At 50.6% G+C, this 26,458-nt stretch carries 21 protein-coding genes and 1 pseudogene; 4 read left to right on the top strand and 18 right to left on the bottom strand.

What is annotated here, in order from left to right:
* Positions 1-29 precede the first annotated feature (29 nt).
* The 14 genes from T3A99_RS24675 to T3A99_RS24610 all read right to left on the bottom strand — a co-directional run bounded on the left by T3A99_RS24675 (position 30) and on the right by T3A99_RS24610 (position 16,227).
* Positions 30-2,165 (bottom strand): glycosyltransferase family 39 protein, encoded by a 2,136-nt coding sequence (locus T3A99_RS24675; RefSeq protein ID WP_322834898.1) that lies wholly within the window; start codon positions 2,163-2,165, stop codon positions 30-32.
* Positions 2,166-2,246: 81 nt separating this feature from the next.
* On the bottom strand, positions 2,247-3,383 hold the full coding sequence (locus T3A99_RS24670) for a glycosyltransferase family 4 protein (RefSeq protein ID WP_322834897.1): 1,137 nt from the start codon (positions 3,381-3,383) through the stop codon (positions 2,247-2,249).
* Positions 3,384-3,401: 18 nt separating this feature from the next.
* Positions 3,402-6,779 (bottom strand): glycoside hydrolase family 99-like domain-containing protein, encoded by a 3,378-nt coding sequence (locus tag T3A99_RS24665; protein ID WP_322834896.1) that lies wholly within the window; start codon positions 6,777-6,779, stop codon positions 3,402-3,404.
* Complete coding sequence (locus tag T3A99_RS24660) at positions 6,776-8,119, bottom strand: ABC transporter ATP-binding protein (RefSeq protein ID WP_322834895.1); 1,344 nt, start codon at positions 8,117-8,119, stop codon at positions 6,776-6,778. Before T3A99_RS24660 ends, T3A99_RS24665 begins: the two co-directional genes overlap by 4 nt.
* The gene (locus T3A99_RS24655) at positions 8,109-8,927 is read right to left on the bottom strand and encodes an ABC transporter permease (RefSeq protein ID WP_322834936.1); all 819 of its coding nucleotides are present in this window, start codon (positions 8,925-8,927) and stop codon (positions 8,109-8,111) included. Before T3A99_RS24655 ends, T3A99_RS24660 begins: the two co-directional genes overlap by 11 nt.
* A 297-nt stretch (positions 8,928-9,224) precedes the next feature.
* The gene (locus tag T3A99_RS24650; protein ID WP_322834894.1) at positions 9,225-10,232 is read right to left on the bottom strand and encodes a glycosyltransferase family 4 protein; all 1,008 of its coding nucleotides are present in this window, start codon (positions 10,230-10,232) and stop codon (positions 9,225-9,227) included.
* Positions 10,229-11,191 (bottom strand): SDR family oxidoreductase, encoded by a 963-nt coding sequence (locus T3A99_RS24645; protein WP_322834893.1) that lies wholly within the window; start codon positions 11,189-11,191, stop codon positions 10,229-10,231. Before T3A99_RS24645 ends, T3A99_RS24650 begins: the two co-directional genes overlap by 4 nt.
* Complete coding sequence (locus T3A99_RS24640) at positions 11,188-12,111, bottom strand: glycosyltransferase (RefSeq protein WP_322834892.1); 924 nt, start codon at positions 12,109-12,111, stop codon at positions 11,188-11,190. The genes T3A99_RS24645 and T3A99_RS24640 overlap by 4 nt, the downstream gene beginning before the upstream one ends.
* A gap of 57 nt (positions 12,112-12,168) precedes the next feature.
* Positions 12,169-13,059 carry a glucose-1-phosphate thymidylyltransferase RfbA gene (gene rfbA, locus T3A99_RS24635; RefSeq protein ID WP_322834891.1) on the bottom strand — a complete coding sequence of 297 codons (891 nt, stop codon included), beginning with the start codon at positions 13,057-13,059 and terminating at the stop codon, positions 12,169-12,171.
* Complete coding sequence (gene rfbD / locus T3A99_RS24630) at positions 13,056-13,949, bottom strand: dTDP-4-dehydrorhamnose reductase (protein WP_322834935.1); 894 nt, start codon at positions 13,947-13,949, stop codon at positions 13,056-13,058. Before rfbD ends, rfbA begins: the two co-directional genes overlap by 4 nt.
* Complete coding sequence (gene rfbB / locus T3A99_RS24625) at positions 13,946-15,022, bottom strand: dTDP-glucose 4,6-dehydratase (protein WP_322834890.1); 1,077 nt, start codon at positions 15,020-15,022, stop codon at positions 13,946-13,948. The genes rfbD and rfbB overlap by 4 nt, the downstream gene beginning before the upstream one ends.
* A 228-nt stretch (positions 15,023-15,250) precedes the next feature.
* Complete coding sequence (locus T3A99_RS24620; protein ID WP_322834889.1) at positions 15,251-15,490, bottom strand: LapA family protein; 240 nt, start codon at positions 15,488-15,490, stop codon at positions 15,251-15,253.
* Positions 15,491-15,517: 27 nt separating this feature from the next.
* Positions 15,518-15,811 carry an integration host factor subunit beta gene (ihfB, locus tag T3A99_RS24615; protein WP_077047287.1) on the bottom strand — a complete coding sequence of 98 codons (294 nt, stop codon included), beginning with the start codon at positions 15,809-15,811 and terminating at the stop codon, positions 15,518-15,520.
* A 137-nt stretch (positions 15,812-15,948) separates the two neighbouring features.
* Positions 15,949-16,227 carry a hypothetical protein gene (locus T3A99_RS24610; protein WP_322834888.1) on the bottom strand — a complete coding sequence of 93 codons (279 nt, stop codon included), beginning with the start codon at positions 16,225-16,227 and terminating at the stop codon, positions 15,949-15,951.
* 405 nt (positions 16,228-16,632) lie between these two features.
* Between T3A99_RS24610 and T3A99_RS24605 the strand changes: the two genes are divergently transcribed.
* The 4 genes from T3A99_RS24605 to T3A99_RS24590 are packed head-to-tail and all read left to right on the top strand — an operon-like array spanning position 16,633 to position 20,681.
* The gene (locus tag T3A99_RS24605) at positions 16,633-17,427 is read left to right on the top strand and encodes a methyltransferase domain-containing protein (RefSeq protein WP_322834887.1); all 795 of its coding nucleotides are present in this window, start codon (positions 16,633-16,635) and stop codon (positions 17,425-17,427) included.
* On the top strand, positions 17,424-17,831 hold the full coding sequence (locus tag T3A99_RS24600; protein WP_322834886.1) for a GtrA family protein: 408 nt from the start codon (positions 17,424-17,426) through the stop codon (positions 17,829-17,831). Before T3A99_RS24605 ends, T3A99_RS24600 begins: the two co-directional genes overlap by 4 nt.
* Before the next feature lie 2 nt (positions 17,832-17,833).
* Entirely contained in the window at positions 17,834-19,117 is a 1,284-nt protein-coding gene (locus T3A99_RS24595; protein ID WP_322834885.1) for an NAD-dependent epimerase/dehydratase family protein, read from the top strand.
* Positions 19,107-20,681, top strand: a complete 1,575-nt coding sequence (locus T3A99_RS24590) for an FAD-dependent monooxygenase (RefSeq protein ID WP_322834884.1) — start codon at positions 19,107-19,109, stop codon at positions 20,679-20,681. Before T3A99_RS24595 ends, T3A99_RS24590 begins: the two co-directional genes overlap by 11 nt.
* 93 nt (positions 20,682-20,774) lie before the next feature.
* Here the strand turns inward: T3A99_RS24590 and T3A99_RS24585 are convergent.
* The 4 genes and pseudogenes from T3A99_RS24585 to T3A99_RS24570 all read right to left on the bottom strand — a co-directional run.
* Positions 20,775-21,660: pseudogene (locus T3A99_RS24585) on the bottom strand (IS66 family transposase); the annotation flags it as partial.
* A gap of 77 nt (positions 21,661-21,737) precedes the next feature.
* Positions 21,738-23,432: a 30S ribosomal protein S1 gene (rpsA, locus tag T3A99_RS24580; RefSeq protein WP_014337228.1), complete on the bottom strand. Its 1,695-nt coding sequence runs from the start codon at positions 23,430-23,432 to the stop codon at positions 21,738-21,740.
* A 120-nt stretch (positions 23,433-23,552) separates the two neighbouring features.
* The gene (gene cmk, locus T3A99_RS24575) at positions 23,553-24,242 is read right to left on the bottom strand and encodes a (d)CMP kinase (RefSeq protein ID WP_047226311.1); all 690 of its coding nucleotides are present in this window, start codon (positions 24,240-24,242) and stop codon (positions 23,553-23,555) included.
* Positions 24,239-26,446, bottom strand: coding sequence for a bifunctional prephenate dehydrogenase/3-phosphoshikimate 1-carboxyvinyltransferase (locus tag T3A99_RS24570; protein ID WP_274090366.1), 2,208 nt, complete (start codon positions 26,444-26,446; stop codon positions 24,239-24,241). The genes cmk and T3A99_RS24570 overlap by 4 nt, the downstream gene beginning before the upstream one ends.
* Positions 26,447-26,458: the final 12 nt, after the last annotated feature.

Here is a 26,458-nt window from a genome sequence, read left to right as displayed (position 1 = left end):
ACTCTCAACCAGATTAATATGCAAGTGAATCAATGTACCGGAATCACTTCTATTGAAAGCGAGGAGAGTGCTACACCTAATGTTCTGCCCGCCCCCTGCGCTCTAAACATTTTAGACATGACAATGAGCTGTTGGGTAGGCTCTTGGACATCAATGTTAAACTCATACTCTCCCCTAACATCTCGCATAAAGACAGGCGTTATGATCGGCCCAACTTTAATATAGACCGGATCGAAAGCATTTTCTTTAAGCGTCCATCCAGACAGCTTGATTTTCAGTCGTCCCGCCACTTTATATGGTAATTCTATTGAAGCTTCTCTACTAGACGTCCACGCCCCCCACTCCTCAGACTGATTAAATCCCTTAAAAATAATTCTATTATTATTATTTGCCAGAGAAACAAATAGCGTTTCGCCGACAGAAAGAACACGTTCGCTCTCGATCTTGTACAGACGTAGTGGCTGTAAATCGGCTATCAACGTATTTTTAATTTTAAGATCATAATCGCCATCAACTATCAGCCAGCTTGCCCCGACTACGTCTTGAGGCGTGATACTGGATCCTGGGATACGATCCAGAGGGCGAACAGCTTGGCCTAAATTAAACAGGATGTATGATTCTCTACCAAATCTTTCTTGGGAAACCAGAACTCCATCTCCGAATTCTCCCGTTTCTATTAACTGCCCTAGAACCCGACTTTTAGCAGAAACATCTTCATTATTTATTAAGTGTATTTCGAGCCAACTATAGGTCTGCGTCAATCCGGCCGACAATATCATAAACAAAAACACAGCGTATCCTTGGGAAAAGAATTTTCGCTGTAAAAAACAAAAAACAAGGCCAAGGCACAAGACCAGATAAACTCCCGCGCCCCAATAAGCCAACTGAGAATTATAATTCCACTGATACCAATTTTTGCTATTAAAGAATGCGAACAGCAGTGGATTGTCCCAAGGATATATCTTGAAAAAGCGATTAATAACAACGAAGGAGAACACAGCGGCAAATAAAGATACTGCAAGTGTGATTCTTTGACAGCGCTGGGCGAGATTTGCCACTGCGTAAAAATATAGCCCTGGCAGTAATAGTAATGCTGGCCCTAGATAGCGTCCGTGTAGGCGGAAAGCCTCCCCTTCGCGCAGCAACGCTGCGCCTGCCGTGAACCAAGCGGTCATTGCAACATGTACACCAATAAGCGCCAAGGCCATGACTGCCAACATGCTTTTGTCAAAACTTTCCGGAGCTAGTGAGACACCACGCCGAAAAACTCTACGCCATATGTGAGATAGCGACCATATAATCACAGGCCCAAAGATCAAACAAAGCACAACCACATGTATAGAAAAGTACAAGAGAAAGGTAGAGATTTTTTTGAGAAAAGTGATTTGTCCGATAGTAGTTTCAATGTACTGCCCGTAGAAAGACAGACCTAAGGCGCTAGAAGGGTCAAGACTCCAGTTGTTACTCATAGCGCCCCAAATAAGCATGACAGTGATATATACAAATATAATCATGCCCAGCATATGTACGCCACTCTTCTTCAAGCAGTTACGTCTATCAGCAATAACTTGAAAAACGAACATAGCCCCAATAGTAGCCAACAACATTGCTAGCGCATGAGGTTTAATAAGGATGGCAATCGCGATCAAAATACCCGAAAGAGCACTTGCGATATATGGAGCCCGTGGGTAAGCACGTACCATAACATACGCAAGAAGAGCCGAAATAAAAACCAACTCGATTTCCGGCATAACGGAATAAATATAAATTTGAGACGGCAGCATCAAAAACGCTGCAACACCCAATACACTGAATTTCTGCCCTATGGTCGGTGTTACAGTCTTGAATAAAAGCAGGGCCGAGGCTAGATACTCGATCACATGGACAAGCCTATAGCCAACGACAAACTGAGAACCAAATAAGTCATAAAAAAAACGGACTATCGAAAAGTACAGCAAATTGGAAAGTGTCTGTAGAAACGGATCTCTCTCATGAATCAATGCTAAATCACTGTTAAACTTCCCACTGATAAAATACACATATTCATCAGATGCAAATATAGGCGCACCTGCTATAACTGAAAAGCCAAAAAAAAGCATCGCGACTATTAACAGCAGAACTGGAACAGAAATTCTCAATCTCTCATTAAGCGGTACTTTAATCATCAACTATTACTCAGCTCAGTTCTGCTTTCGTCACACGCTTTCAAACATGTCACATCACGTAGAAGATCACAATCATCGACCTCAGGATATTATTTCCCGAATTCGATCCAGTCGATTTGAGTATCGAAGACCAGTTTGACGAAAACTAAAATTTGTTTGCATATGAATATTTGCTTTGCGCCCTACTTCTCGACCAAAGCCGGGATCGTCAACAAGCTGTATCATGTATTCTGCCGCTTGCTGATTGTCTGGATCCGCCCAAAACTGCCCTTCATGATGTGGATACTCCCCAACAAGCACCGGAATCAATTCATATCTGACAGGCAATGAAACCTCCTCACTCATGAAGTCGAGGTTGCCTGAATATGAAGTTGCAATGACCGGTTTGCCAAGCACCATGGCTTCAGCTATACCAAAGCCATAACCTTCGGATCGATGCAAGGAAACAAAGCAATCACAGCACCGAGCCAGATTTTTAACTTCGTTACTGGTCATACCTTGATGGATAAGGGTGACCTGCTGATGTAAATCTTGGACCTGCTCACGCAACTCTTCGAAGGCCGCAGGATTGGTTTCAACGCCATTTACCTTCACAACCAAATGCGCCTTGGAATAGGGACGCGCCTCCAAAAGTCTGCGGAAAGCCGCTACGACTCCTTCAGGATTCTTACGAGCGGAGTATGACCGCAAGTCATAGAAAAACAGGAATGTATAGTCCGATTCAGGGATGCCAAAATATCGTCGGCCAAGGAAGTGATCTAAACTAATCTCACAAGCCAAAGGCATGTGGTAAACATCTTTTTTACACGCCTTCACTAATCCATCCATAATAAAGTTGGAAGGTGCCCAAACTTCATCAAATTGATCGAGAAGATCTGCCCAAACTTTTGGATAAATAGGTAATTCCCACAGCGGATAAATTATGTTATAGCCGCCCATCTTATGAACATTACTCAGGTGCTGCAATGCCTGCTCAATCTCATTTCCGTTTATATGAAAGATATTAATAGCCGCTAAACGCCCAGCTACGACGCCGGAGAACTCTTCCAACTCAACGGCCGCAGGTGTCTCGATCTGATAGATATCGATCACACCAGGCGTTTGATGAATGCGCTTAAGTGAACGAAACGATGCGCGAATATGCTCTCCCATCCCTATCGGAGCATAGGGGTGTCCCACTAGACATACATCTTTTTTTACCACACCAGTACGCGACATAATTTATTTACCAGTACGTTATTTTTTTAACAAACGCGATGCGTCAGTAGCGTTTTTAACAGCTTCTAGGTACGTGTGCCCATAGCGACGGTCAGGTTCAAGATAGGCACCTTCAGCCCACTCGTTCCAGGCATTGACAAAAACGATTTGCTCATCACCGAAATTCTGCTGCCTGGTTTCATCGATTGCTTCCTCCAGCCATGCCTGAAACGCGCCTGGACTGGCATTTTCGAAACAAAAACTATTGTCCTGCCGACGAGCGGTATTGTCCCACCCAGGCATGACCCCTTTAAATCGGGTGTAGGCGGGCCCCTGCCGGGTGGCATATCTCACAGCAAGATCTCGATAGTCTGCTGTGCTTCCTTTAAATCCGGGGTTCAGCAATTTACCGGAAGGCTCTTTTTGCTCGGCCAAGCCTTGGGGTGGAAATTCCACAGCAGAATCGCAGCCGAAGGTAGACGGTGGGGTACCCGCATTAGCCAGCTCGAATGACTCGACCATCGCTATATAAATTTCGCCTAAGCCCTGCTCCCGACAAACTTCTCTCCAGCGCGCAGCCGTTTCAGCGAAGTTGGGAAAAAGCGTCACTCGATACACCAGAATCAATGGACGCCCATCGATCTTGATATATCGCTCGTCACGGAAGAAACGAATCAGGTCAGAAATGACTGCTATGTCATCCTCAACCGAATGAGCTTGCGCTATAAGAACTTCATTCTCCTGCCCGTCCCAGCGACGTGTCCAGTTTTCATTCGCCCAGCAAAGGCAAAATGGTATATCTGGGGTATTACTAGCAAGCAATTGTTCAACCGGACGCTCTAACAAGCGCTTACCGCCAAACCAGTAATAGTAGAAACAAAAACCATGCACTCCGTATTTACGTGCCAGCTCCGCCTGCTGCTCCATTACCTCCAGCAAACGAAGATCATAGTATCCGATATCGGCAGGAAGTCTTGGCTGATAATGCCCGACAAAATTAGGACGAGCTTTACTTACATTGGTCCACTCGGTAAACCCCTTACCCCACCACTGATCATTTTCAGGCACGGGATGAAATTGGGGAAGGTAGAAGCTAATAATTCTCGGTGACGAACCGCTTGCTAACGTCGCCTTCCACTTTTGTTGCAACGTACCAACGTTCTTAGCAATACAAGAAAGTTTGAAATCTTCATTGACATCAACCGTGGTCTTGGACAAATGATGAATGATGGTCGCACCAGGATTATAATAAACATCGTAACCTTTAGCTCTCACACTCAAACAAAGATCACTGTCCTCACAATAACATGGCAAAAACTCCTCCGAAAATCCTCCTATATCTTTAACCACGTGAGTAGGTAACAAAAGACAAGCACCCGAGACGTAATCGACACGACGAACATAATTATACTTTGGTTGATTAGCGTCTTGATTCAATCCCACCATTACCGCACCGCCGTCAGGCATAAGCGCTGCACCAGCCTCCTGTAAATGCCCCGTAGGATAGACAAACTTTGGCCCAACAACTCCAACCTTCGGAAACTCCACAAAGGTGGCCAACATCACCTTCAACCAGTTTTGTGTCACCTGCACGTCGTTATTAAGGAAGAGCGTGTATTCCCCCTTAACGAGTTTTAGCGCGCCATTACAGTTCTGAAGAAATCCAAGATTGTGTTCATTTCTTACATAGCGAATATTGTTTATCCGACTAAAAACCGCGGAGGTTTCGTCAGTAGATGCATCATCCGCTACAATAATTTCAAAAGATATATCAAAATCAATGAATTTTTCTATAGAGCTTAGACACTCTAAGCTCAGCTTCACATTATTATAAACAGGAATTACGATAGTTACTTTCGGATTTTCTGAAAGCTGTGGAAACTGGAAATTTGAGGCTATTTTTAAATAGTCTTGGGAAGGCAGTTTAAGCAAATTTAAAGGATCTACTCGGACCTTCTCCAGTAGTGCCCTTTTCGTGCTCCTAATCCGGTCCTTGACAGAAAGATAGTCCTCCCACTCCCAGACTCCATCTGCATTAGGCAGTTCAACATTAGCAGTTGCGCCTTTGCCTGTCAGGTCAGACTTCTTTACAGCCGGGCTGCCATGCCAACGTCTATCGATACTTCTAAACTCTTTCCAGGTTGTGTAGGCACTGGATTTTCGAAAAAGGAAACCTAGGTAGGTGAAGGCGACGTTTTTGAGTTTCTGCTTCATATGCTGACTAACTGGTAGGATGCGATAACACCTCAGCACAATTTTTCCTAATGCCACGAAGACTTTCCTTTTAAAAATAGCTATTGCTCTAAGCGGAGATGTCAAACGCCAGCTCGTCGACGCCCTAATTTCTTCGACCATGCTTTGATATAGAGCACGCTCTTGTGAAAGTTCGTCTATTTTTTTGTTTAACTCTGCCCTCTCATCGAGCGACTGACGAATGCTCGCTTTATGATTCGTTATTTCTTTAGCTAGCTGCTGACGTTGCTCTTCAACATCTCTGACATGTGAGAGATGTTCTGCCTCATGGGCAATAGCCTGCGCCTGCAGTTTACTTTCAGAAATATTCTCAAGGGACGAGGCTGTCTGGCTAAATAACGAAACGAGCGTTGAAATCAGTCGTTTATGATTATTTATTGAGACAACTGAGTAAATCTCATCTGCTGGGATAGCAACTCTGTCGAGTTCCTCCCAAGTTTCCGCATCCAATGCAAGAACTGTTGCTGTATTGACAGATATATTGTCAATATTTCTAGACCGACTTAGGCCTACATAAATGACATTCCCCGAAAGGCAAATGCCTCTTGTATAACCTTTCAAATATTTAGATCGTATTAGTACGCCCGACTCGGAATATTCACAAATTTCTTTCATTTCCGAGTTCGCGACAAGAAGATTGTCGCGATACTGTACTAGGCTATGAGGCTGAGACAACCCTGTAATCAGCGTCTCCCCTGTCTCGAGATCCTTGACGACTCCTTGGCCGGCTGACTTTCCTTTATAGCCACGATGTTCGGTAAACTCGCCGAAAGCAGAATAAACCACTCTATTATTCCAAATGGCCAAGCAGTTTAGATGCTTAGAGTCATCCTCTCCAGGGGCGCGCCACCGCTCAACCTCACTACCATCTTTTTTAAACTTTATCACCTCATTATATTTTGTCCCTACAACATAGTAATGATCGTCATATTCGAGCACGTCATGTATGTCGGCAAGGTCCACCGCTGTCTTATCTAACACGAGCGTCTGTTCATCACAAACCCATAGTGCATCGGGTTGAATTGCACGTAAAAACGAATTAGATGCTAGGTTCAAACCTACCGTGCTTAAGCCATCTAACCTAAACACAACACCCGAATCCAAAAAGAACAATCCACCGCCATTGGGCGAGGACACAAAGAGGTTAGAAAATAAATCGTTCATATTTTTGTTACACCGGAAACACAGCCGAAATCTATTATTTCGGTAGCCAGATTTTCTTGTACTGGAGACACTCTAAAGACAAAAGCATCTACCAGTCGATGAAGTACAGTCTCTTCGCCACCGGCACTCATAGCGCCGAAAACACCTGCATTTATGAAGTAAGTGCCGGGATTCAGAGCACAATTGAAATCAAATTTGACGTTTAGGGTAGTGCCTGATTCAACATAGGAAACCGCATCTTTCAAAGAGGAGCTATGAGCACCGCCCAATGAAAAACCGGTCGTCGTTCTTACCACCATTCCGAAACGTACACCGAATGCCGGAACTTCAAATCTGACATCAAATGAATATCTATACACCCCGGCTCGATGCAGGTTATTGACCATTTTCGCATCGCTATTCCTTATTTCAGGGTTAGAAATATAGGCACCATGTGACTCAAACTCAATGGTTGACGTGGGTTTGAGATGAGGATCGTAATACTCTAAGTACGATTCTTCGATTTTTTCATCAGAGTTTTCCGTCGCGCTTAATGTTTGGCCTTCACACTTCGAGCTGCCAGACAATCGAATTTCGTTACAGATTACCTCACGCTTATCGGGAGGCGCATATAGCAATTTTTGATACTTAGCAACTATATCCTTGGGTGCTCCTGATGCCAATACCTCACCTGAATCAAGCAGTATCGCACTATCACAGAGTTCGACTATCGTACTTCCCGAATGAGACACGAAAAGGATTGTCGCCCCCTTGTTCTTGATTGCCTCGATTCGGGCAAAGCACTTACGCTGGAAGAGCTCATCTCCTACAGAAAGCGCCTCGTCTACTATCAAAATTTCAGGATCAACATTGATAGCGACTGCGAATGCCAATCTCACCAACATCCCGCTGGAATATGTTTTAACGGGTTGTTCTATGAAAAGCCCAATATCCGCAAAATCAACAATATCCTGGAATCGGCTATCCACCTCATCTTTAGTAAGCCCCAATACTGCGGAATTCATATAGACGTTTTCGCGCCCAGTGAACTCCGGATTGAATCCTGACCCAAGCTCTAACAATGCCGCTATTCTGCCATTGGTTTCAACTTCTCCGTTGCTCTGACTTAATGTGCCACATATCAACTGCAAAAGCGTAGATTTGCCGGATCCATTTTTACCAACGATGCCAACCGTGGAGCCTCGCTTAACGTTGAACGAGACGGACTTTAGCGCCCAAAACTCTCGATAATATTTTTTGCTCTCTGGCGTTAACATTTGCAGCAAGCGATCACGGGGTTTGTCGTAAATATGAAAACATTTACTGACTTCACTTATTCTTATTGCGATATCAGAGCACATCGCCAAACCCCCTCCTTGTTTTTTGAAACCAAGCAAACCCTACCCAAGCGACAACCAGAGAGCCCAGCAAATAAAATCCCCAACTGAAAGCGTTGGGTACTTTGCCCCAGAACATTACAGATCGAGCCATTTCGATAGCGGGTGTTAACGGATTTAGATTCAGTAGAGAACGATACTCTTCTGGCAATGCTTCTACCGGATAAAAAATGGGTGATAGGAACATCAAAACGGTGAGAATAATTCCGATAAACTGCGAAACATCACGCAAATAAACGCCCAGCGACGAAAGCGCCCATGTCAACCCAAGAATAAAAAATAACAGTGGCAAAATGATCAGTGGCAGCAATAAAACCGAAATATGGGGCAACCCGAAAAGTGCCAAATAAACTATTAACCATACAAAAACACTAATGAATGTATGAAACAACGCAGACCCCAGCACCACCCACGGAAGTATCTCCAAGGGAAAAACGACTTTTTTCACGTAGTTAATATTCGCCAGAATCAGGCTTGGGGCTTTCCCAACACACTCCGAAAATAGATTGAACATGATAAGACCAGCGAACAATATCAATGCAAATTCGGTTTTTGAATCACTCCCCGAGTTCCACCGCGCTTTAAACACCACACTGAATACAAACGTATAAACCGCCAACATGAAAATGGGATTGAAGAAAGACCAAAGTATCCCCATAAATGATCCACGGTATCGTCCGACTACTTCTCGCTCAATCAGCACCCCGATCAAGCCATGATGACGATACAGACTCAGAATCATCTCTTTAGGTGTAGATGAAAATGCACGCATCAAGTACCGACCTCTATCATTTTGTGCTCTCTTATAGCTTTAACCATTAGACACTAGCCCTGTGGGCAACGTTTAAAGAGTTTACGCCCGTCCAGAATGTGGGTTTAGGGTCGCATATTTGTATAAAATTCGCCACTTTAAGCCCGATTCCGCTCTTCAGAAAACAAGCAATATCCAGCTATCATCGCAGAAACCAAAATGTCAAGACCAAAATCTACGCATTTGCCGCTACTGGCAGGAAAACTTATCGTAAAAATCTCTTGACACTTAACTTAGAGAAAGTGGAATAACCTGCCATTAATCCTTTCCCGATCTAAATCTAAAAGCAAGAAAGAAAAGCGGAATCCAGGATAAGAGCAACCCCGAGGCGCCATCGAGCCCGCCAGTGCCCACCCCAATAGAAATTGGTAATAGCCACAGCAGATTTATCAACATTACACACAGCGTAACTTTTAAATGAGATCCGGATATTTTGGACGCATGCTGATAACCATGAGTGCAATGCGCTTCGTATATTTTTTTTCCATTTATTAATCGACTTAACAACGCCCATGTCGAGTCGACTATGAAAACACCGAGCAAGATAATCCAACTCCACATAAGCTTCGGGTCACTCCATGATGCCTGAATCGCTAGCCCGCCAAAAATCATACCGAGAAAGCCGCTGCCAACATCTCCCATAAAAATTTTTGCTGGAGGAAAATTCCAAAAAAAGAACCCCGCAACAGCAACTGACAACATTAGAGGTGCAGCAACAAGATCTAAATTGCCTATCGCCCAGTAAACGACACACATCCCAAGGCAAACAGTAATGGCCTCTACACTGGCAATACCGTCGATGCCGTCCATAAAATTATATAAATTTAGCATCCAGACCAAGTATATCAGTGCCAGGATGGTACCAAACCATCCCATATCGACGGTGATACCGAATAAAACAACGGGTGGGAGACCATTCAGCCAGTAAAGAGCCCAGAGTGCAGCAACAAAATGTCCGAGCAGCCGCCAGCGGGCAGCTATGTGTCCGTGATCATCGGCGAACCCGATCACCGCAACGAGCCCTCCCGAACCCAACAGGCTGTACAGCGCTGGAGCGGGCATCAGACTCAGGCTTTCAAGGACGGGAAGCGACAGCAGAAAGGACACGACGATAGCCAACCCTCCCCCTCGTGGAGTGGCTACTTTGTGAGAGCTACGTTCATTCGGCACATCCATAAGACTTTTAGATAAGGCGTAACGACGCAAGACAAGCGTCAATCCCCAAGAAATAGCTAGTACGGGTAGTAACAACCACCAAACTGTCATTTAACTTTTTTTTCCATGTGATGATCTGCGGTCTGACGCATGGCGACCTGCCAATCAACAGGCGGAGTCCACCCTAATACTTCGCGATTTTTTTCAATATCAACTTGAAGTGAACCGCAAACACGTTGAATAATTTCTCTTTTTCGCAACAATGACCCCACTAACTGCAACAACCTCTCGGGCAGTGGCACCAGTCTAGCTGTCCTGCCCAATGCGGTAGCCAGTTGACGAAGCAACCGGGACGTAGATAAATCCTCTCCATCGCTGACCAAGAACACTTGATTCCGCGCAGCTGGATGATTGATACACACGATAATAAGGTCTATCAGATTATCTATTGCCACTAAACTTCTTTGATTATGTATCGCGCCTAAAGGTAGAGGAATGCCTTTCCTCAGCCAGTTCAGCATGGTCAGAAAGTTGGCCTTTACCCCAGGGCCATACACCAACGGGGGTCGGATGATTACTATTTCCATACCTGTGTCACGACCTAGTTGCTTTAACGCCTCTTCAGCTTCGTACTTGGATACCCCGTAGGGATCGACAGGTGCAGGACGATCATCGGCCTTGAATGGTTTTCCCGGGCGAGTACTTTCACCATTTACCTTTATCGAACTGATGAAGATGAACCGTTTTACGCCATCCTCTGCAGCCCGTCGGGCCAGACGGAGGGTGCCTGCCACATTAACTTTGCGAAATTCTGCAAGGACATCTTGAGTGGTTTCGTTCATCACATGCACTCTGGCGGCGGCATGAACAACTACCTGTACTCCCTTCAACCTAGGTAGAGAATTTTTATCCAACAGGTCAAATGTCATCACGCGGCATAAACCGTGCAGGCGCGTTGCATCACGAACAGAAGCGATCGGGGTAAACACCTTATCAACCAGAAGCCTTGACACCAATGCCTCCCCAACAAATCCGCTTGCCCCTGTCACCAAGACGTTAACAACTGTCATTTCGTTTTGCTTCCTATCAACGCAGTCGCCCAGCAGATACAGAAGAAAAAAACTTTATCTCTCACACGCCGCCGGCAACGCCAAGCATTGAAGGAAAGCTGGATAAGTTGCCTGCGTCGTAATTTCAACCAGGTGCTTACAAATGGATCTGTGCTCAGCCCCACTAAATGCGTAATCAGTTGCACCTGATTGAACCACCAACCGTCGTGAATGGTTTTATAACGGGCAATAAGCGGATTCAAACCTATGTTAGCACCTACTTGGTTCTGCTCATGCTGCCGGTAGCTCATAGACGGTTTCGGATCGATATACCACCGGTACCCATGACTTCGAGCAAAAGCATAGCAATACCAGTCGTGCAAGCTGACTTCTTGCAATGGCTGCCAGTTATTTAACATAGAACTCTTTAGCGAATCGACAAGACTCTTGCACATAACATAAGTGCAACCTGGTCCGGCGGCCTCAAACAGAAAATCCCAGGCAACCTGAGGCTGCGCTTTGTCCAATAAACGGGTTGTTCCATCAGGCCAAAAAGCTACTACATTGCTGGAATAGGCGTCGAGGCTGCGCACTCGAATGATATTGGCCGCACGCAATAGTTTGTCCGGATTCCAGATATCATCCTGATCAGCAAAGGCGACTAGGTCGTAGCCCCGAAGGTCGACATCACGGATCAACCTGAAGAAATTGCGCGATGCCCCACCAAAGGTTCCAGCGGGAGGAAGCACAATGACATTATCATGCCGATCGGCATAAGCTCTACACCAGGCTTCGGTACAGTCGGTTGATGGGTCGACACTAATATAAACGGTTACATCAACGCCCGTCTGGGCCAGGATTGAAGCCAACTGCTCTTCAACCCACTGCATACCGTTATAGGCAGCTAATAGAACTGCAACCTTGGGACGCTGTACTGACATGCTATTCCTGCTTGCACCGGTTAGACGCTACTGGTCGAAAAGGATTGAGCTTTCGAATCAGTGGGAAGGCGAGTCCAGGAGTTTCTGCAGGTACTGACCGTAGCCAGTCTTCTTCAGAGCATCAGCCTGAGTACCCAACTGCTCGGCAGTAATCCAGCCATTGTGGTAAGCGATCTCTTCCAGGCACGCCACTTTCAGGCCTTGGCGCTGTTCAATGGTATGCACGAAGTGACTGGCTTCCAGCAGGGAATCGTGGGTACCGGTGTCCAGCCAGGCGAAGCCGCGGCCGAGCATTTCGACGTTGAGGGTCTTTTGCTCAAGGTATGCGCGGTTAACGTCGGTGATTTCCAACTCGCCACGTGGGGATGGCTTGATGCTCTTGGCGATCTCGACAACCTGATTGTCGTAGAAATAAAGGCCTGTCACCGCGTAGCTGGATTTTGGCTTCAGCGGCTTTTCTTCGATGCTCAAGGCACGGCCGGCGGCGTCGAACTCGACAACACCGAAACGCTCAGGATCGGACACGTGGTAACCAAATACAGTCGCGCCGTGCTCTTGAATGCTGGCGGAACGCAAGTTATCCGAGAAGTGCTGACCATAGAAAATGTTGTCGCCCAGGATCAGGCAGCAAGGGTCTTTGCCGATGAATTCTTCGCCGATGATGAAGGCTTGTGCCAGGCCGTCCGGGCTAGGTTGCTCGGCGTAGGTCAGCTTGATGCCGTACAGGCTGCCGTCACCCAGCAACTTGCGGAAGCACGGCAGGTCTTCAGGGGTGGAAATAATCAGGATTTCGCGCATGCCGGCGAGCATCAGCACGGATAGCGGATAGAAGATCATTGGCTTGTCGTAGATCGGCAGCATCTGCTTGGACACGCCGAGGGTCAGCGGGTGCAGACGAGTGCCCGAGCCGCCAGCGAGAATGATGCCTTTACGATTTGTCGTGGTCATTTATTCAAGACTTCCATCAGCATTCGAGTGACACCACTTTGCCAATCCGGCAAGTGTAGAGAAAAATTGTCGCGCAGCTTCTGAGTATTCAACCTTGAGTTCAGAGGGCGGCGCGCCGGTGTCGGGTAAGCAGTTGTGTCTATCGGATTGATCACCGTAACGGCGAGCTCTTCACCGTTGGCCTTGGCAAAACCGATCACATGGCTGGCATAGCCGTGCCAGGAGACTTCGCCAGCGGCCGCTAAATGATACAGGCCCGCCAGTTCAGGACGCTGCAAGATTTGCTGAATGGCCAAAGCCGTCACATCGGCAATCAAATCTGCGCCGGTGGGGGCACCGATCTGGTCGGCGATGACGCTCAGGGTGTCGCGGTCCTTGGCCAGACGCAGCATGGTCTTGGCAAAGTTGTTGCCGCGCGCCCCATAGACCCAGCTGGTGCGGAAGATCAGGTGCTTGCAGCCCGAGGCCGTAATCGCTTGCTCGCCGGCCAGTTTGCTGGCGCCGTAGTGGTTCACCGGGGCGACGGCATCGGTCTCTTGCCATGGCGTCAGGCCTTCACCGCTGAACACGTAATCGGTCGAATAGTGAATCAACCAGGCGCCCAGGGATACAGCCTCTTCAGCCATAACCCGACTGGCTTGACCGTTCACACGGTCGGCCAGCTCGACCTCTGATTCAGCTTTATCGACGGCGGTGTACGCCGCTGCGTTGACGATAACGTCGGGTTTTACCTGACGGATCGTCGCACGCAGTGCATTGAGGTCAGACAGGTCGCCGCTCAACCCCTCCACCGGGTGACGGTCCAGGGCAATCAACTCGCCAAGCGGCGCAAGGGAGCGTTGTAGCTCCCAGCCGACCTGGCCGTTTTTTCCCAACAGGAGGATTTTCATGCCTTGTCCGAACGATCCGTGTAGTTCTGGTCGATCCATTGCTGGTAGCTGCCGCTCTTCACGTGAGCCACCCACTCAGTGTTGCTGAGGTACCACTCGACGGTCTTGCGGATGCCGGTTTCAAAAGTTTCTTGGGGCGTCCAACCCAGCTCGCGTTGGATTTTGCTGGCGTCGATCGCGTAGCGCTGATCGTGACCCGGGCGATCCTGAACGTAAGTGATCAGACTGGCATGTGGGCGATGAGCGGAATCTGGACGCAGTTCATCGAGCAGTGTGCATAGGGTGTGCACCACTTCGATGTTTTGCTTCTCGTTATGGCCGCCGATGTTGTACGTCTCGCCGATCACGCCTTCGGTCACGACTTTGTAAAGTGCGCGGGCGTGATCTTCGACATACAGCCAATCACGGACCTGATTGCCTTTGCCGTAGACCGGCAACGGCTTGCCTTCCAGCGCGTTGAGAATGATCAGCGGGATCAACTTCTCAGGGAAGTGGCATGGCCCATAGTTGTTCGAGCAGTTGGTAACCAGCGTCGGCAGGCCATAGGTACGCGCCCAGGCGCGAACCAGATGATCGGAACTGGCCTTGCTGGCCGAGTACGGCGAACTTGGCTGGTACGGCGTGGTTTCGGTGAAGAGGTCTTCCGGACGTTCGAGGTCTCCGTAGACTTCATCGGTGGAAATATGGTGGAAGCGGAAGCCGGCTTTACGCGCATCATCCAGTGCTGCCCAATAATGGCGTGCAGCTTCCAGCAAAATGTACGTGCCTATAATGTTGGTCTGGATGAATTCAGACGGACCGGAGATTGAGCGGTCAACGTGGGACTCTGCGGCCAGGTGCATGATGGCATCTGGTTGGTGTTCACGCAGAACTCGGTCCACTTGGTCACGGTCGCAGATGTCGACGCGTTCAAACACGTAACGCGAGTTCTGGCTGACTTCGGCCAGCGACTCAAGGTTACCGGCATAAGTCAGCTTATCGACGTTAACGACAGAATCGTTGGTGTTGGAAATGATATGACGAATGACTGCCGAGCCGATAAACCCAGCGCCGCCGGTTACTAGAATTTTCACGCGAAACCATACCCTTAAGTTGCTGACAGGGCCGCCAACCGCGCACTGTCTAATCCATGAATGCAAAAGCCATCAAGTCAGCCGTGGCCTCTGGCAGAGTCAGCCTGAACCGATGCGGGATTACCCCCTATCAGCCAAGCACAGCATTTTACAGCTTAATGAGGGTTTTACTAACGGATATGGACACGCCATGACGCAAATTCGACGCGCGTAACGGGTTTGTCGCAATCAGACAAGGCGCTTGCGTGAAGCTCTGGACGTGCGTCCCAGAAACCAGCCGAGAACCGGCCCGATCACCATGCCGATCAGCAGCGCGATCACCATGATCAGCGACACTGGCAACTGTGGCGCCGCCCAGCCCAGGAATAGCAGCGACACGCGTTGCTGATTCTCCAGAACGAACGCTAGGACTGCCAGAACGAGCAACAGGACAAATATAGCGAGAAGTACGCGCTTGAGGTTACGCATCAGCGTTTCCTTGAAGTGCAACAGTTGTCAAAGCCCCTCCTCCTCTTCGTTAACCCGATCACGCAGCTCCTTGCCCGGCTTAAAATGCGGAACAAACTTCCCATCAAGGCTCACGGACTGACCAGTTTTAGGGTTACGGCCTACTCGCGGCGCACGGTAATGGAGAGAGAAGCTGCCAAACCCACGGATCTCAATTCGATCACCCGTGGCAAGGCACTGGGACATTTGCTCAAGCATGGTCTTGATGGCCAGCTCCACATCCTTGGATGAGAGTAGCCCTTGATGGGTGACAATTCGTTCGATCAACTCCGACTTCGTCATATTTTTCCCTTCTTTTTCAAGCAGCTAGGAAAATCGCTTGAAAAGGTTTTAGCATGCCCGGAGGAATTTGAACAGCCCAAGCATTGACATATCTACACCAAGCAATGGGTGCTATTTTCAATCGTAAGAAACTAGACTCAGCGACAGATCACGAGCATTGTCCGCGTTAGGTAGCCTGCAGGATTGAAGCCAAAAGGAAACTCATCTTCCTCTTTGGCATCATCAGACCTTGCCACCACCTTATAACCCGCCGCTTTGCACTCCTTCGCCGCACGCTTCCGACATTTATCCCAACCGGATCCAAGACCCGAACAATCGACTTTGAAACCGCTCACTCCTCGCAAGGTATGGGTTTTGGCGCTGGAGGTACAACCCGCCAAAGTCAGTACAACCAACGTAACGATGAGCCTATTCATTTGCTTCCTTATACCGGGATTTATTGCCCGACCGCCGCCAGCATTTAGCTGAAGACTAGCCTCAAATAGGTAATAGTTTCACTAAAAGAAGCAGACCATCGGCGATCCGCATGGTTTCACCTCAAGCCGGTGACCCGCCTACCCGACTCCCTCTGTGAAACGCCCACAGACTCGCCTTGGCAGGCAAATCCAATTGTCGCTCGAGAGTCTCGGCCAACCTTCCGGATCGGATATACTCGACCACCTCGAACCAGGCAGCCGACCATCGAGAAAAATCGGTGGACAAGCCCACAACGAGACAGGAGATCAACCAAAATCCAGCAGTGAAGCAAGAACCACCCGTAGAAAACGGACATCAGCTTTTTCCAAAAATTATCTAAAAAACAAATGGCGTAGGATTATGTAATGAAAGGATTTATGGAGTACCTGTCAGAACCTTCCCTTAAGAAATTCGATGTTGATGGCATTGAGCGCCTCGAACTTCACGGAAAAGTTCTTGAGAGCAAGCAAATGCTCAAGGAAGTATTCGTTGAATTTCATCACTCATTTCATCAGTTGGCCACCCGATTCCTCAGGACTGATGGCCTTGAGATAGAACTCGGTGCAGGCGTTGCACCTATGCGCGAGACTTATCCCACGGTGCTGGCGACGGACATTGTTTACGGCCCTCATCTAGACCGAGAGCTGAATGCTCAGAATATGGCACTGGATGATGAGTCCATAAGAGCCTTCTATGGTCAGAACTGCTTCCATCACTTTCCGGAGCCTGACCTGTTTTTCAAAGAAATCAACCGCACCCTCAAGGTTGGCGGGGGGGCAATTCTCATCGAACCCTACTATGGCTTTTTTGCGAGCGCTCTTTACAAACGACTTTTCAAATCTGAAGGTTTCGACAAGCATTACGCATCTTGGAATACGCCAGCAACTGGCCCCATGAACGGCGCAAACCAGGCACTGAGCTATCTGATATTCATTCGTGATAGAGAGGAGTTCACACGCAAGCACCCCACTTTGGAAATCGTCCACCAAGAAGTGTGTAACAATTACCTTAGATATTTGATTTCCGGAGGGCTGAACTTTCGCCAGCTGCTGCCCAATGCATGTATTCCGCTCATCAAAGCCTGCGAGGTAATCCTCAAACCCTTCAATCGACTGTTTGGTTTACATCACATATTGGTCATAAGGAAGAAAGCAGTTTGACATTTGCAAAATATATTGGCGTTCAGCTCCTGGCCTACGCCCTGGACATGAGCTCTTTTCTCCTGTTCGCATTCCTGCTAGACGGCCAGCATGTTCTGGCCAACATTTTCAGTAAACTGTTTTCTGGGGTTCTCGCATTCTTTCTGCATCGTCATTTCACGTTCGAATCAACAGAAACCAGCCGAAAAACCCAAGCAGTTCGCTACTTTGCCCTGCTCACAATCAACATTCCGATCTCTTCGGGGCTGCTTAGCTTGGCACTCGCGTTCATCGCACCTCCCGCACTCGCCAAGTTCTTATCTGACACCGCCTGCACCGCGATTACATATTGGATCAGCAAAGTAGCCATTTTCCACAGGAAACCCGACCACACCGTAAAGCCTGCCGATTCGAAAGGCCAATAATTATGAAACTGCTTATTACCGGCGCTACGGGTTATATTGGCGAACGACTGGCGAGACTCGCATTTAGAGAGGGGCATACAGTTTATTCAGCAAGCCGCAAGCAGACTGATACCCACTATTACTGGCTACCGTTCGATTTAAAAAAACCGACCCTCGATATTCCAGATGAAACCCGTGCACTCGTTCATCTTGCTGCCGACACTACCCACAATAAAAACATCTCATCAGAAACCGAAGTACAGGCAGCTCGAGAGCTAATCCGCAACTCGGCACTTACCAACACAAAGCTAATATTTATCTCCAGCCAGACCGCATCCCCTGACGCCCCGACATCGTATGGACAAACGAAATGGCGCATCGAGCAGGACGTCATTGCCACCGGCGGCGTTGTTATCAGACCCGGGCAAGTTTATGGAGGCTATGAGCGCGGTCTGTTTGGGGTATTGTCATCCTTGGTACGGCGCTTTCCACTCATACCTGCGCTTATACCCACGCCCCTCATCCAGCCGATACATGTTGATGATCTTGCCGTAGCAATATTGACGGTGGCCGCGAGAGAGGATATCCGGGGTGAGATTTTCTGCCTTGGATCAGTGCGCCCAATTTCCTTTAGTGCATTCCTGGAGTCCATTGCCACAAACAGGCTGAATGTGTTGCGCATAGCTGCCCCCCTTCCTGTTCCGCTCATCACACTTGCCAGAGCAATGCTAGGAAAACGCAGGACAGCACAACTGGGCTTGGATCGCCTGCTTTCCTTATTGACACTGAAGTCAATGTCGACACAGACCTCATTGCAACGACTAGGAATCACACTCAGACCACTCGCATATGGCATGCATCGATCCGGAAACGGGCGACGCAGACACTTGCTCGTCGAAGGCAACATTCTGCTGAGCTATCTATTAAAGAGCCCCCCCGGCCAATCCCTACTTCGGCGTTATGCCAGAGCGATCGAAGCTCTTGGGAACGGACAAGCAATATTGGACTCCAAGCTACTATCCCTCTTTCCCAGCCTACTCGCATTGATAGACAACCCCTCATTCCTATGTAATGAGCAAGGTAAAGCACTATCGTGGAGACTCCACCTAGCAATGACTCTTGCTGAGGCAAGCCCACAGGGCGCGGTTGTTTTTTTGGGTCTGAAACGATCCGGTGGTTTCTTGAGGACCTTCATTGCCTTGGGAATGAGCGTCCTCAAAGAAGTGTGCTGGCGTACATTGGCACTTCTGACTAAACCCTTGCTTTCAAATATGCTTATTAAAAGGAAGAGCCCACGTGACGCCTGAATTTGATGTAATCATCGTGGGCAGCGGCCCAGCGGGCACATCTGCGGCATACCCGCTGGTTCAGGCCGGACTGAGAGTGCTTATGGTTGATGCGGCATCGACCGCGGCGCCCCTGAGCCCACCGCAAGGCGATTACCTCTCTAACAGAGCCAATGATCATCAACAATGGAAATGGATGATTGGTGACATGTTCCATGCCCTCAACAACATGGATGCAGTCTCCCCAAAGCTAAAAACGCCCACGCACCGACAAACATTTGAAAACTTCAACAAAGCCAATGGACTGGAAACGGAAAATTTTATTTCCGTTGGCTCGCTGGCAACAGGTGGACTGTCCAACGCATGGGGGTGCGGGGTTGCGCGCTTCCCCGCAGAAGATTTTGCAGAACTAGATATCTATGTCGATCTTGAAAAATCATACGAAATCGTATCCCGACGCATCGGCATCAGCGGCAATGAGCCTGACGATCTATCCAACTACTTTGGCGTAGATAAATGGTCACAACCCTCACTCCCTATCGATCAGCTACACCAACAGTTATTGACCAAGTACAACAAACATCGGGCATCCCTCCCTCAACTGGGATTCCAGATGGGTCGCTCGCGTATTGCTGCGTTGAGCCAAGACATGGATGAACGAAAGGCCTGCGATCTTTCGGGCAACTGCCTTTGGGGCTGCCACAATCAGGCACTTTACTCGTCCGAACAGGAAATATCGAAGCTAAAACTTTATCCTGGCTTCTCCCATGTATCGGGTATTTTAGTCGACGCTATTAGCAAATACGCTGACACATGGACCATTTCCAGCAGTCAAAGCGCAAGAAGGTTCTCGGCCAAACGACTATTACTTGCAGCAGGAACACTAGCCTCAACCAAACTAACGTTAAAATACCTCCAACATACCGCACCCGTAGCACTACAAGCGTCACCTACTGCGGCGTTTCTATTGTGGCTGCCACGAATGCTGGGAGCGAAACGAGTCCCTTCTCTTGGCCTAGGGCAGCTGTCGTTCGCACTGAAACTTGCATCCAACGTGACCGCCTTCGGCTCAACATTCAGTACCACCGGCTTGCCGATGTCCGAATTTGTCAGCCGCGTACCACTTAGCAAACGATATAGCGTAGACATCATGGCAAATTTGCTGAGCTCTTGCGTGGTAGGTAATGTGTTTTTACCCGGACATTTATCGAAACATAGCGTCTCCATGGTCGGCAACGAGGTGCTCCAAATTAAGGGTGCCGAGCATCCCGATACTCACATGTTGATGAAGCAGACAGAGACCCTGCTTCGCAAGGCTTATTGGAGAATGGGGGCAATTCTAATGCCCATGAGCTTTACTGTTGGCAAACCAGGCGCCGACATTCACTACGCTGCTACCCTACCCATGCGATCAACCCCCGAACCCGTTACTACAAACCGACTTGGCGAAGTAAGCGGCCTAAAAGGACTACACATCGTGGACGGCGCCTGCTTACCCAAACTGACAGAAAAATCACATACATTGACCATCATGGCAAACGCGGACCGCATCTCAAGAGCCCTTGCTACACCACCGTTAGAGTGACAGCCCCAACAAGCTTGCGCATCATAGTAAAGCTCATATTCAAGGATCGAGTAGGAGGCGAATTCACATCCATCCTCCGCCCTCAAAGGTGGATTAGCGCATCTCCGACGAGCAGTTCCACGGCAGCAAGCCTTCGTAGTCTTCAACCGACGAAGCGTGCCGCAGCCGTTCCAGTATGGGGCGAAGCCATGAGTAGGGGCCCCTGGCCGTTGACCTTGACGGTTTCGATCAGACTGTAGATCTGCGCGCCAGCACTGTCGCCATGGGTGGTATCGCTGAATAGCCCCTTACGTCCGACGACAAACGGCTTGATCGCTCTTTTAGCGGCGTTGTTTCGATGAGTAAATAACCCGCTTCGACATAGAACTCTAGGTGGCTCCAGTTACTTGCCAGATAATGCACAGTCTTCCCGGCCCACTTTGCGGCGGAACCTGGGATTGGGTTTATCCAGCCACCTTTTCATTTGCGCCAGCATCGACAGGCCCTTTTCCTGACGACCGATGAACCGCTGTGAGTTCACGCTCAATACCATACAGCTTGTTGATCATCTCCAGCGCAATATCGGCACGTCCGGCCTTACCCTTGGGCCGCACGTTCTGAGTGTCGACGAACTTGCGCCGCGTATGGGCCATGTAGGTTAGACGCTCCACCACTGATTGCAATGCCAAGGCGTTATAACGGCGCAATCATCGGTCATGACACAACCAAGATAACCAGTGCGCATCAGATTCAGTAGCAGCGGGAAGTGGTCGCTGCGCTGGATCACCCACCGCGCCAAAGTCTGCCGCGGGATATCCATGCCATATCAACTCAGCATGCTTTCAAACCAGTGCAACGGCTAGCCATCGACATAATTGGTCGTCAGCAGCATCGCCAGCACGTTTGGACTGGCCAAGCTCTTTTCAATTAACTAGGTCCCGGTTTGTCGGGTGACCGGTAGGGTTTCACAGTCCCGGCAACCATAGACCTTTCGGATGTGTTAGATGCCCCAGATCTGCACCAGTGCCCACAAAAAAGGGCGACCTAAGTCGCCCTTTTTTTATGGTCTGACAGAACTCAGTTCTGCTTTTCCATCTGTGCACGCAGCAGGTCGCCCAGAGTGGTAGGACCAGCAGCAATGTCAGAGGTAGCTGGCTTGTCGCGCAGGCTCTGGATTGCTTCTTTCTCTTCAGCATCGTCTTTCGACTTGATGGAGAGCTGGATTACGCGGCTCTTGCGGTCAACGCTGATGATCTTGGCTTCTACTTCTTCGCCTTCTTTCAGAACGTTGCGCGCGTCTTCAACGCGGTCACGGCTGATTTCGGAGGCTTTCAGAGTCGCTTCGATATCGTCGGCCAGGGTGATGATGGCGCCTTTAGCGTCAACTTCTTTCACGATGCCCTTAACGATTGCGCCTTTATCGTTCTCTTGAACGTACTCGGAGAACGGATCGCTTTCCAGTTGCTTGATGCCCAGGGAGATGCGCTCGCGCTCTGGGTCAACCGACAGGATAACGGTGTCCAGCTCGTCGCCCTTCTTGAAGCGGCGTACGGCTTCTTCGCCCACTTCGTTCCAGGAGATGTCGGACAGGTGAACCAGACCGTCGATGCCGCCGTCCAGACCAATGAAGATACCGAAATCGGTGATCGACTTGATGGTGCCGGAGATTTTATCGCCCTTGTTGAACTGGCCAGAGAAATCTTCCCATGGGTTAGATTTGCACTGCTTGATGCCCAGGGAGATACGACGACGCTCTTCGTCGATGTCCAGAACCATGACTTCCACTTCGTCGCCGACTTGTACGACTTTCGAAGGATGGATGTTCTTGTTGGTCCAGTCCATTTCCGAAACGTGTACCAGACCTTCAACGCCTTCTTCCAGCTCAGCGAAGCAGCCGTAGTCGGTGAGGTTGGTAACACGAGCGGTGACGCGGGTGCTTTCTGGGTAACGGGCTTTGATAGCAACCCATGGATCTTCACCCAGTTGCTTGAGGCCCAGGGAAACACGATTGCGCTCGCGATCGTACTTCAGAACCTTGACATCGATCTCGTCGCCAACGTTGACGATTTCCGAAGGATGCTTGATACGCTTCCAGGCCATGTCGGTGATGTGCAGCAGGCCATCGACGCCACCCAGATCGACGAATGCGCCGTAATCGGTGAGGTTCTTGACGATACCCTTGACCTGCTGGCCTTCCTGCAGCGATTCCAGCAGAGCTTCACGCTCAGCGGAGTTCTCGGCTTCCAGGACACTGCGACGGGAAACGACAACGTTGTTGCGCTTCTGGTCCAGCTTGATGACCTTGAATTCCAGCTCTTTGCCTTCCAAGTGCGTGGTGTCGCGCACTGGACGGACGTCAACCAGGGAACCTGGCAGGAACGCACGGATGCCGTTAACGTCGACAGTGAAGCCGCCTTTAACCTTACCGTTGATAACGCCCTTGACCACTTCCTCAGCTGCGAAAGCCGCTTCCAGAACGATCCAGCATTCAGCGCGCTTGGCTTTTTCACGGGACAGCTTGGTTTCACCGAAGCCATCTTCAACCGAGTCCAGCGCAACGTGAACTTCGTCACCGACGTTGATGTTCAGTTCGCCAGCGTCGTTGTAGAACTGCTCAAGCGGGATGAGTGCTTCAGACTTCAGACCAGCGTGAACGGTTACCCAGCGAGCTTGGTAATCGATATCAACGATAACACCGGTGATGATGGAGCCTGCCTGAAGGTTCAGGGTTTTCAGGCTTTCTTCAAAGAGTTCCGCAAAGCTTTCGCTCATTTTAATTCCTGTTGATTAGGGCGAAGAATACGCCCGCCTCCACACCCCAGACGGTGTGGGTTAGTTTCATATAAAAGAAGCACCGCAGGACTATGACTGGTCCCCTGCGGAGCTTCCTGGTCACCCGGCGATATCGCGGATGGCGATTTCGCTCATGATGCGTTGCAACACCTGATCGATGGACAACTCCGTGGAATCCAGCTGTATCGCGTCAGCCGCCGGCTTGAGCGGGGCTACTGCGCGCTGGGTGTCACGCTCGTCGCGTGCACGGATCTCATCTAGCAGACTCGACAGACTAACATCCTCGCCTTTGCCCTTCAACTGCAAATATCGGCGACGAGCCCTCTCCTCTGCACTGGCGGTGAGGAAAATCTTCAGCGGGGCGTCGGGAAACACCACGGTCCCCATGTCGCGCCCATCGGCCACCAATCCGGGCGGCTCCTGGAAAGCGCGCTGGCGCTGTAGCAACGCCTCGCGCACCGCCGGCAGCGCGGCGACCTGGGAGGCCCCGGCCCCTACGCTTTCGGTACGAATGACATTGCTGACTTCGTCACCCTCCAGAATGATGCGCTGCAGCTGACCGTCGGTCGCCGCGATGAACTGCACATCCAGATGCGCAGCCAAGGCCTTGAGCAGTTCTTCGTTGGTCAGATCGACGCCATGATTGGCCGCGGCGAACGCCAGCAGACGATACAGGGCACCCGAATCGAGCAGGTTCCAGCCCAATTGTTTGGCCAGTATTCCGGCGATGGTGCCCTTGCCTGAACCGCTTGGGCCATCGATGGTGATGACCGGTGCCTTGATGTTCACGACTGTGCCTCTTGTGCTACTCGAATACCGACCTGGGCACACAGCGCCAGGAAGTTCGGGAACGACGTCGCGACGTTGGCGCAATCATGGATGCGGATCGGCGCACTGGCGCGCAAAGACGCAACACTGAAGGCCATGGCGATACGGTGATCACCGTGACCATGGACTTCGCCGCCGCCGATCTGGCCGCCGTCGATGATGATGCCGTCCGGCGTCGGCTGGCATTTCACGCCCAACGCGATCAGGCCATCAGCCATCACCTGGATACGATCCGATTCCTTGACCCGAAGCTCTTCAGCGCCGGTCAGTACGGTGCGCCCTTCGGCACAGGCCGCCGCCACGAACAGCACCGGGAATTCGTCGATGGCCAGTGGCACCAGCGCTTCGGGAATCTCGATACCTTTGAGTTTAGCTGCTCGTACGCGCAGGTCTGCAACCGGCTCGCCGCCCACTTCACGCTGGTTTTCCAGGGTGATGTCAGCGCCCATCAGGCGCAGGATGTCGATCACGCCGGTACGGGTCGGGTTGATGCCCACATGCTCGAGCACCAGCTCGGAACCTTCGGCAATCGAGGCGGCTACCAGGAAGAACGCCGAGGACGAGATATCGCCCGGCACTTCAATGTGGGTCGCGGTCAGTTTGCTGCCGGACTCGACGGAGGCCGTGGCACCGTTGACCGTGACCGGGTAGCCGAAGCCACGCAGCATGCGCTCGGTGTGGTCGCGGGTCGGGGCCGGCTCGGTGACAGTGGTCTTGCCTTCGGCATAGAGACCGGCCAACAGCAGGCAGGATTTCACCTGGGCGCTGGCCATCGGCATGGTGTAGGTCAGGCCCTTGAGCTTGTTGCCACCGCGAATGGTCATTGGCGGACGACCTTCGGCCGCCGTCTCGATCACCGCACCCATTTCCCGCAGGGGGTTGGCCACGCGATTCATCGGCCGCTTGGACAGCGAAGCGTCACCGGTCAGGGTGCTGTCGAAATCCTGGGCGGCCAGCAGGCCGGACAGCAGGCGCATCGACGTGCCGGAGTTGCCCAGGTAGATCGGGCCCGGGGCAGGCTTGAGGCCGTGCAGACCGACACCATGGATGGTCACGCGACCGTGATGCGGGCCTTCGATGACCACGCCCATGTCGCGGAACGCTTGCAGCGTCGCCAGGGCGTCTTCACCTTCGAGAAAGCCTTCCACTTCAGTCACGCCTTCGGCCAGGGAGCCGAGCATGATCGAACGGTGGGAAATCGATTTATCGCCCGGTACACGAATACGCCCACTCAGGGAGCCACCAGGTTGTGCCAGGAAAATCAGATCGTTGGAGTTCATAGCGTCCACATAGGCCCGACGGGCCAGGATTTTACTGAAATGCTCGCGGGCCACCCTGGCGCGTGTGAAAACGCCCAGCAATTGGTGCCCGTCCCCTGCATCGACCGCGTCGCGCAAGGCGTCGAGGTCGCTGCGAAATGTATCGAGTGTACGCAGGACAGCTTCGCGGTTGGCGAGGAAGATGTCGTGCCACATGACCGGGTCGCTACCGGCGATTCTCGTGAAATCGCGGAAACCGCCGGCAGCGTAACGGAAGATCTCAAGATTTTCATTGCGTTTGGCCAATGAATCCACCAGACCGAACGCCAACAGGTGCGGCAAATGGCTGGTGGCGGCCAATACTTCATCGTGGCGCTCGACCTGCATGTGCTCGACGTCCGCACCCAGCTCGCGCCACAGGCGATCCACCACCGCCAGTGCAGCCGGATCGGTCTGCTCCAGTGGCGTCAATATCACTTTGTGGCGACGAAACAGTTCGGCGTTGGAGGCTTCCACCCCGCTCTGCTCGGAACCGGCAATCGGATGACCAGGCACAAAGCGCGCCGGCATCCCGCCGAAGGCTTCGGTGGCCGCCCGCACGACATTGCCCTTGGCACTGCCGACGTCCGTGAGAATCGCCTGCCCCAGGTCCATCGTCGCCAGGCGTGCCAGCAGCTTCTCCATGGCCAGGATCGGCACGGCCAACTGGATCACGTCCGCTCCCTGGCAAGCAATCGCCAGGTCATCCTCACAGCGACCCACCACCCCCAGCTCCACCGCCAGCTTGCGCGACTGCGGGTCCAGATCGACACCCACCACTTCACGACACAGACCGCTTTCGCGCAGGCCTTTGGCGAACGAGCCGCCGATCAACCCCAGACCGACCACCACCAGGCGACCGATCATAGGTGCAGCAGG

It is taken from the genome of Pseudomonas sp. N-137 (assembly GCF_034555295.1).
Lineage (GTDB): Bacteria > Pseudomonadota > Gammaproteobacteria > Pseudomonadales > Pseudomonadaceae > Aquipseudomonas > Aquipseudomonas rhizophila.
This window is presented reverse-complemented; position numbering and strand designations above follow the sequence as displayed.

Excerpts from the sequence above, each read along its gene's own strand:
- T3A99_RS24675 (WP_322834898.1), bottom strand. The coding sequence starts at position 2,165 with ATGATTAAAGTACCGCTTAATGAGAGATTGAGAATTTCTGTTCCAGTT.
- T3A99_RS24670 (WP_322834897.1), bottom strand. The coding sequence starts at position 3,383 with ATGTCGCGTACTGGTGTGGTAAAAAAAGATGTATGTCTAGTGGGACAC.
- T3A99_RS24665 (WP_322834896.1), bottom strand. The coding sequence starts at position 6,779 with ATGAACGATTTATTTTCTAACCTCTTTGTGTCCTCGCCCAATGGCGGT.
- T3A99_RS24660 (WP_322834895.1), bottom strand. The coding sequence starts at position 8,119 with ATGTGCTCTGATATCGCAATAAGAATAAGTGAAGTCAGTAAATGTTTT.
- T3A99_RS24655 (WP_322834936.1), bottom strand. The coding sequence starts at position 8,927 with ATGCGTGCATTTTCATCTACACCTAAAGAGATGATTCTGAGTCTGTAT.
- T3A99_RS24650 (WP_322834894.1), bottom strand. The coding sequence starts at position 10,232 with ATGACAGTTTGGTGGTTGTTACTACCCGTACTAGCTATTTCTTGGGGA.
- T3A99_RS24645 (WP_322834893.1), bottom strand. The coding sequence starts at position 11,191 with ATGACAGTTGTTAACGTCTTGGTGACAGGGGCAAGCGGATTTGTTGGG.
- T3A99_RS24640 (WP_322834892.1), bottom strand. The coding sequence starts at position 12,111 with ATGTCAGTACAGCGTCCCAAGGTTGCAGTTCTATTAGCTGCCTATAAC.
- rfbA (WP_322834891.1), bottom strand. The coding sequence starts at position 13,059 with ATGACCACGACAAATCGTAAAGGCATCATTCTCGCTGGCGGCTCGGGC.
- rfbD (WP_322834935.1), bottom strand. The coding sequence starts at position 13,949 with ATGAAAATCCTCCTGTTGGGAAAAAACGGCCAGGTCGGCTGGGAGCTA.
- T3A99_RS24620 (WP_322834889.1), bottom strand. The coding sequence starts at position 15,490 with ATGCGTAACCTCAAGCGCGTACTTCTCGCTATATTTGTCCTGTTGCTC.
- ihfB (WP_077047287.1), bottom strand. The coding sequence starts at position 15,811 with ATGACGAAGTCGGAGTTGATCGAACGAATTGTCACCCATCAAGGGCTA.
- T3A99_RS24610 (WP_322834888.1), bottom strand. The coding sequence starts at position 16,227 with ATGAATAGGCTCATCGTTACGTTGGTTGTACTGACTTTGGCGGGTTGT.
- T3A99_RS24605 (WP_322834887.1), top strand. The coding sequence starts at position 16,633 with ATGAAAGGATTTATGGAGTACCTGTCAGAACCTTCCCTTAAGAAATTC.
- T3A99_RS24595 (WP_322834885.1), top strand. The coding sequence starts at position 17,834 with ATGAAACTGCTTATTACCGGCGCTACGGGTTATATTGGCGAACGACTG.
- rpsA (WP_014337228.1), bottom strand. The coding sequence starts at position 23,432 with ATGAGCGAAAGCTTTGCGGAACTCTTTGAAGAAAGCCTGAAAACCCTG.
- T3A99_RS24570 (WP_274090366.1), bottom strand. The coding sequence starts at position 26,446 with ATGATCGGTCGCCTGGTGGTGGTCGGTCTGGGGTTGATCGGCGGCTCG.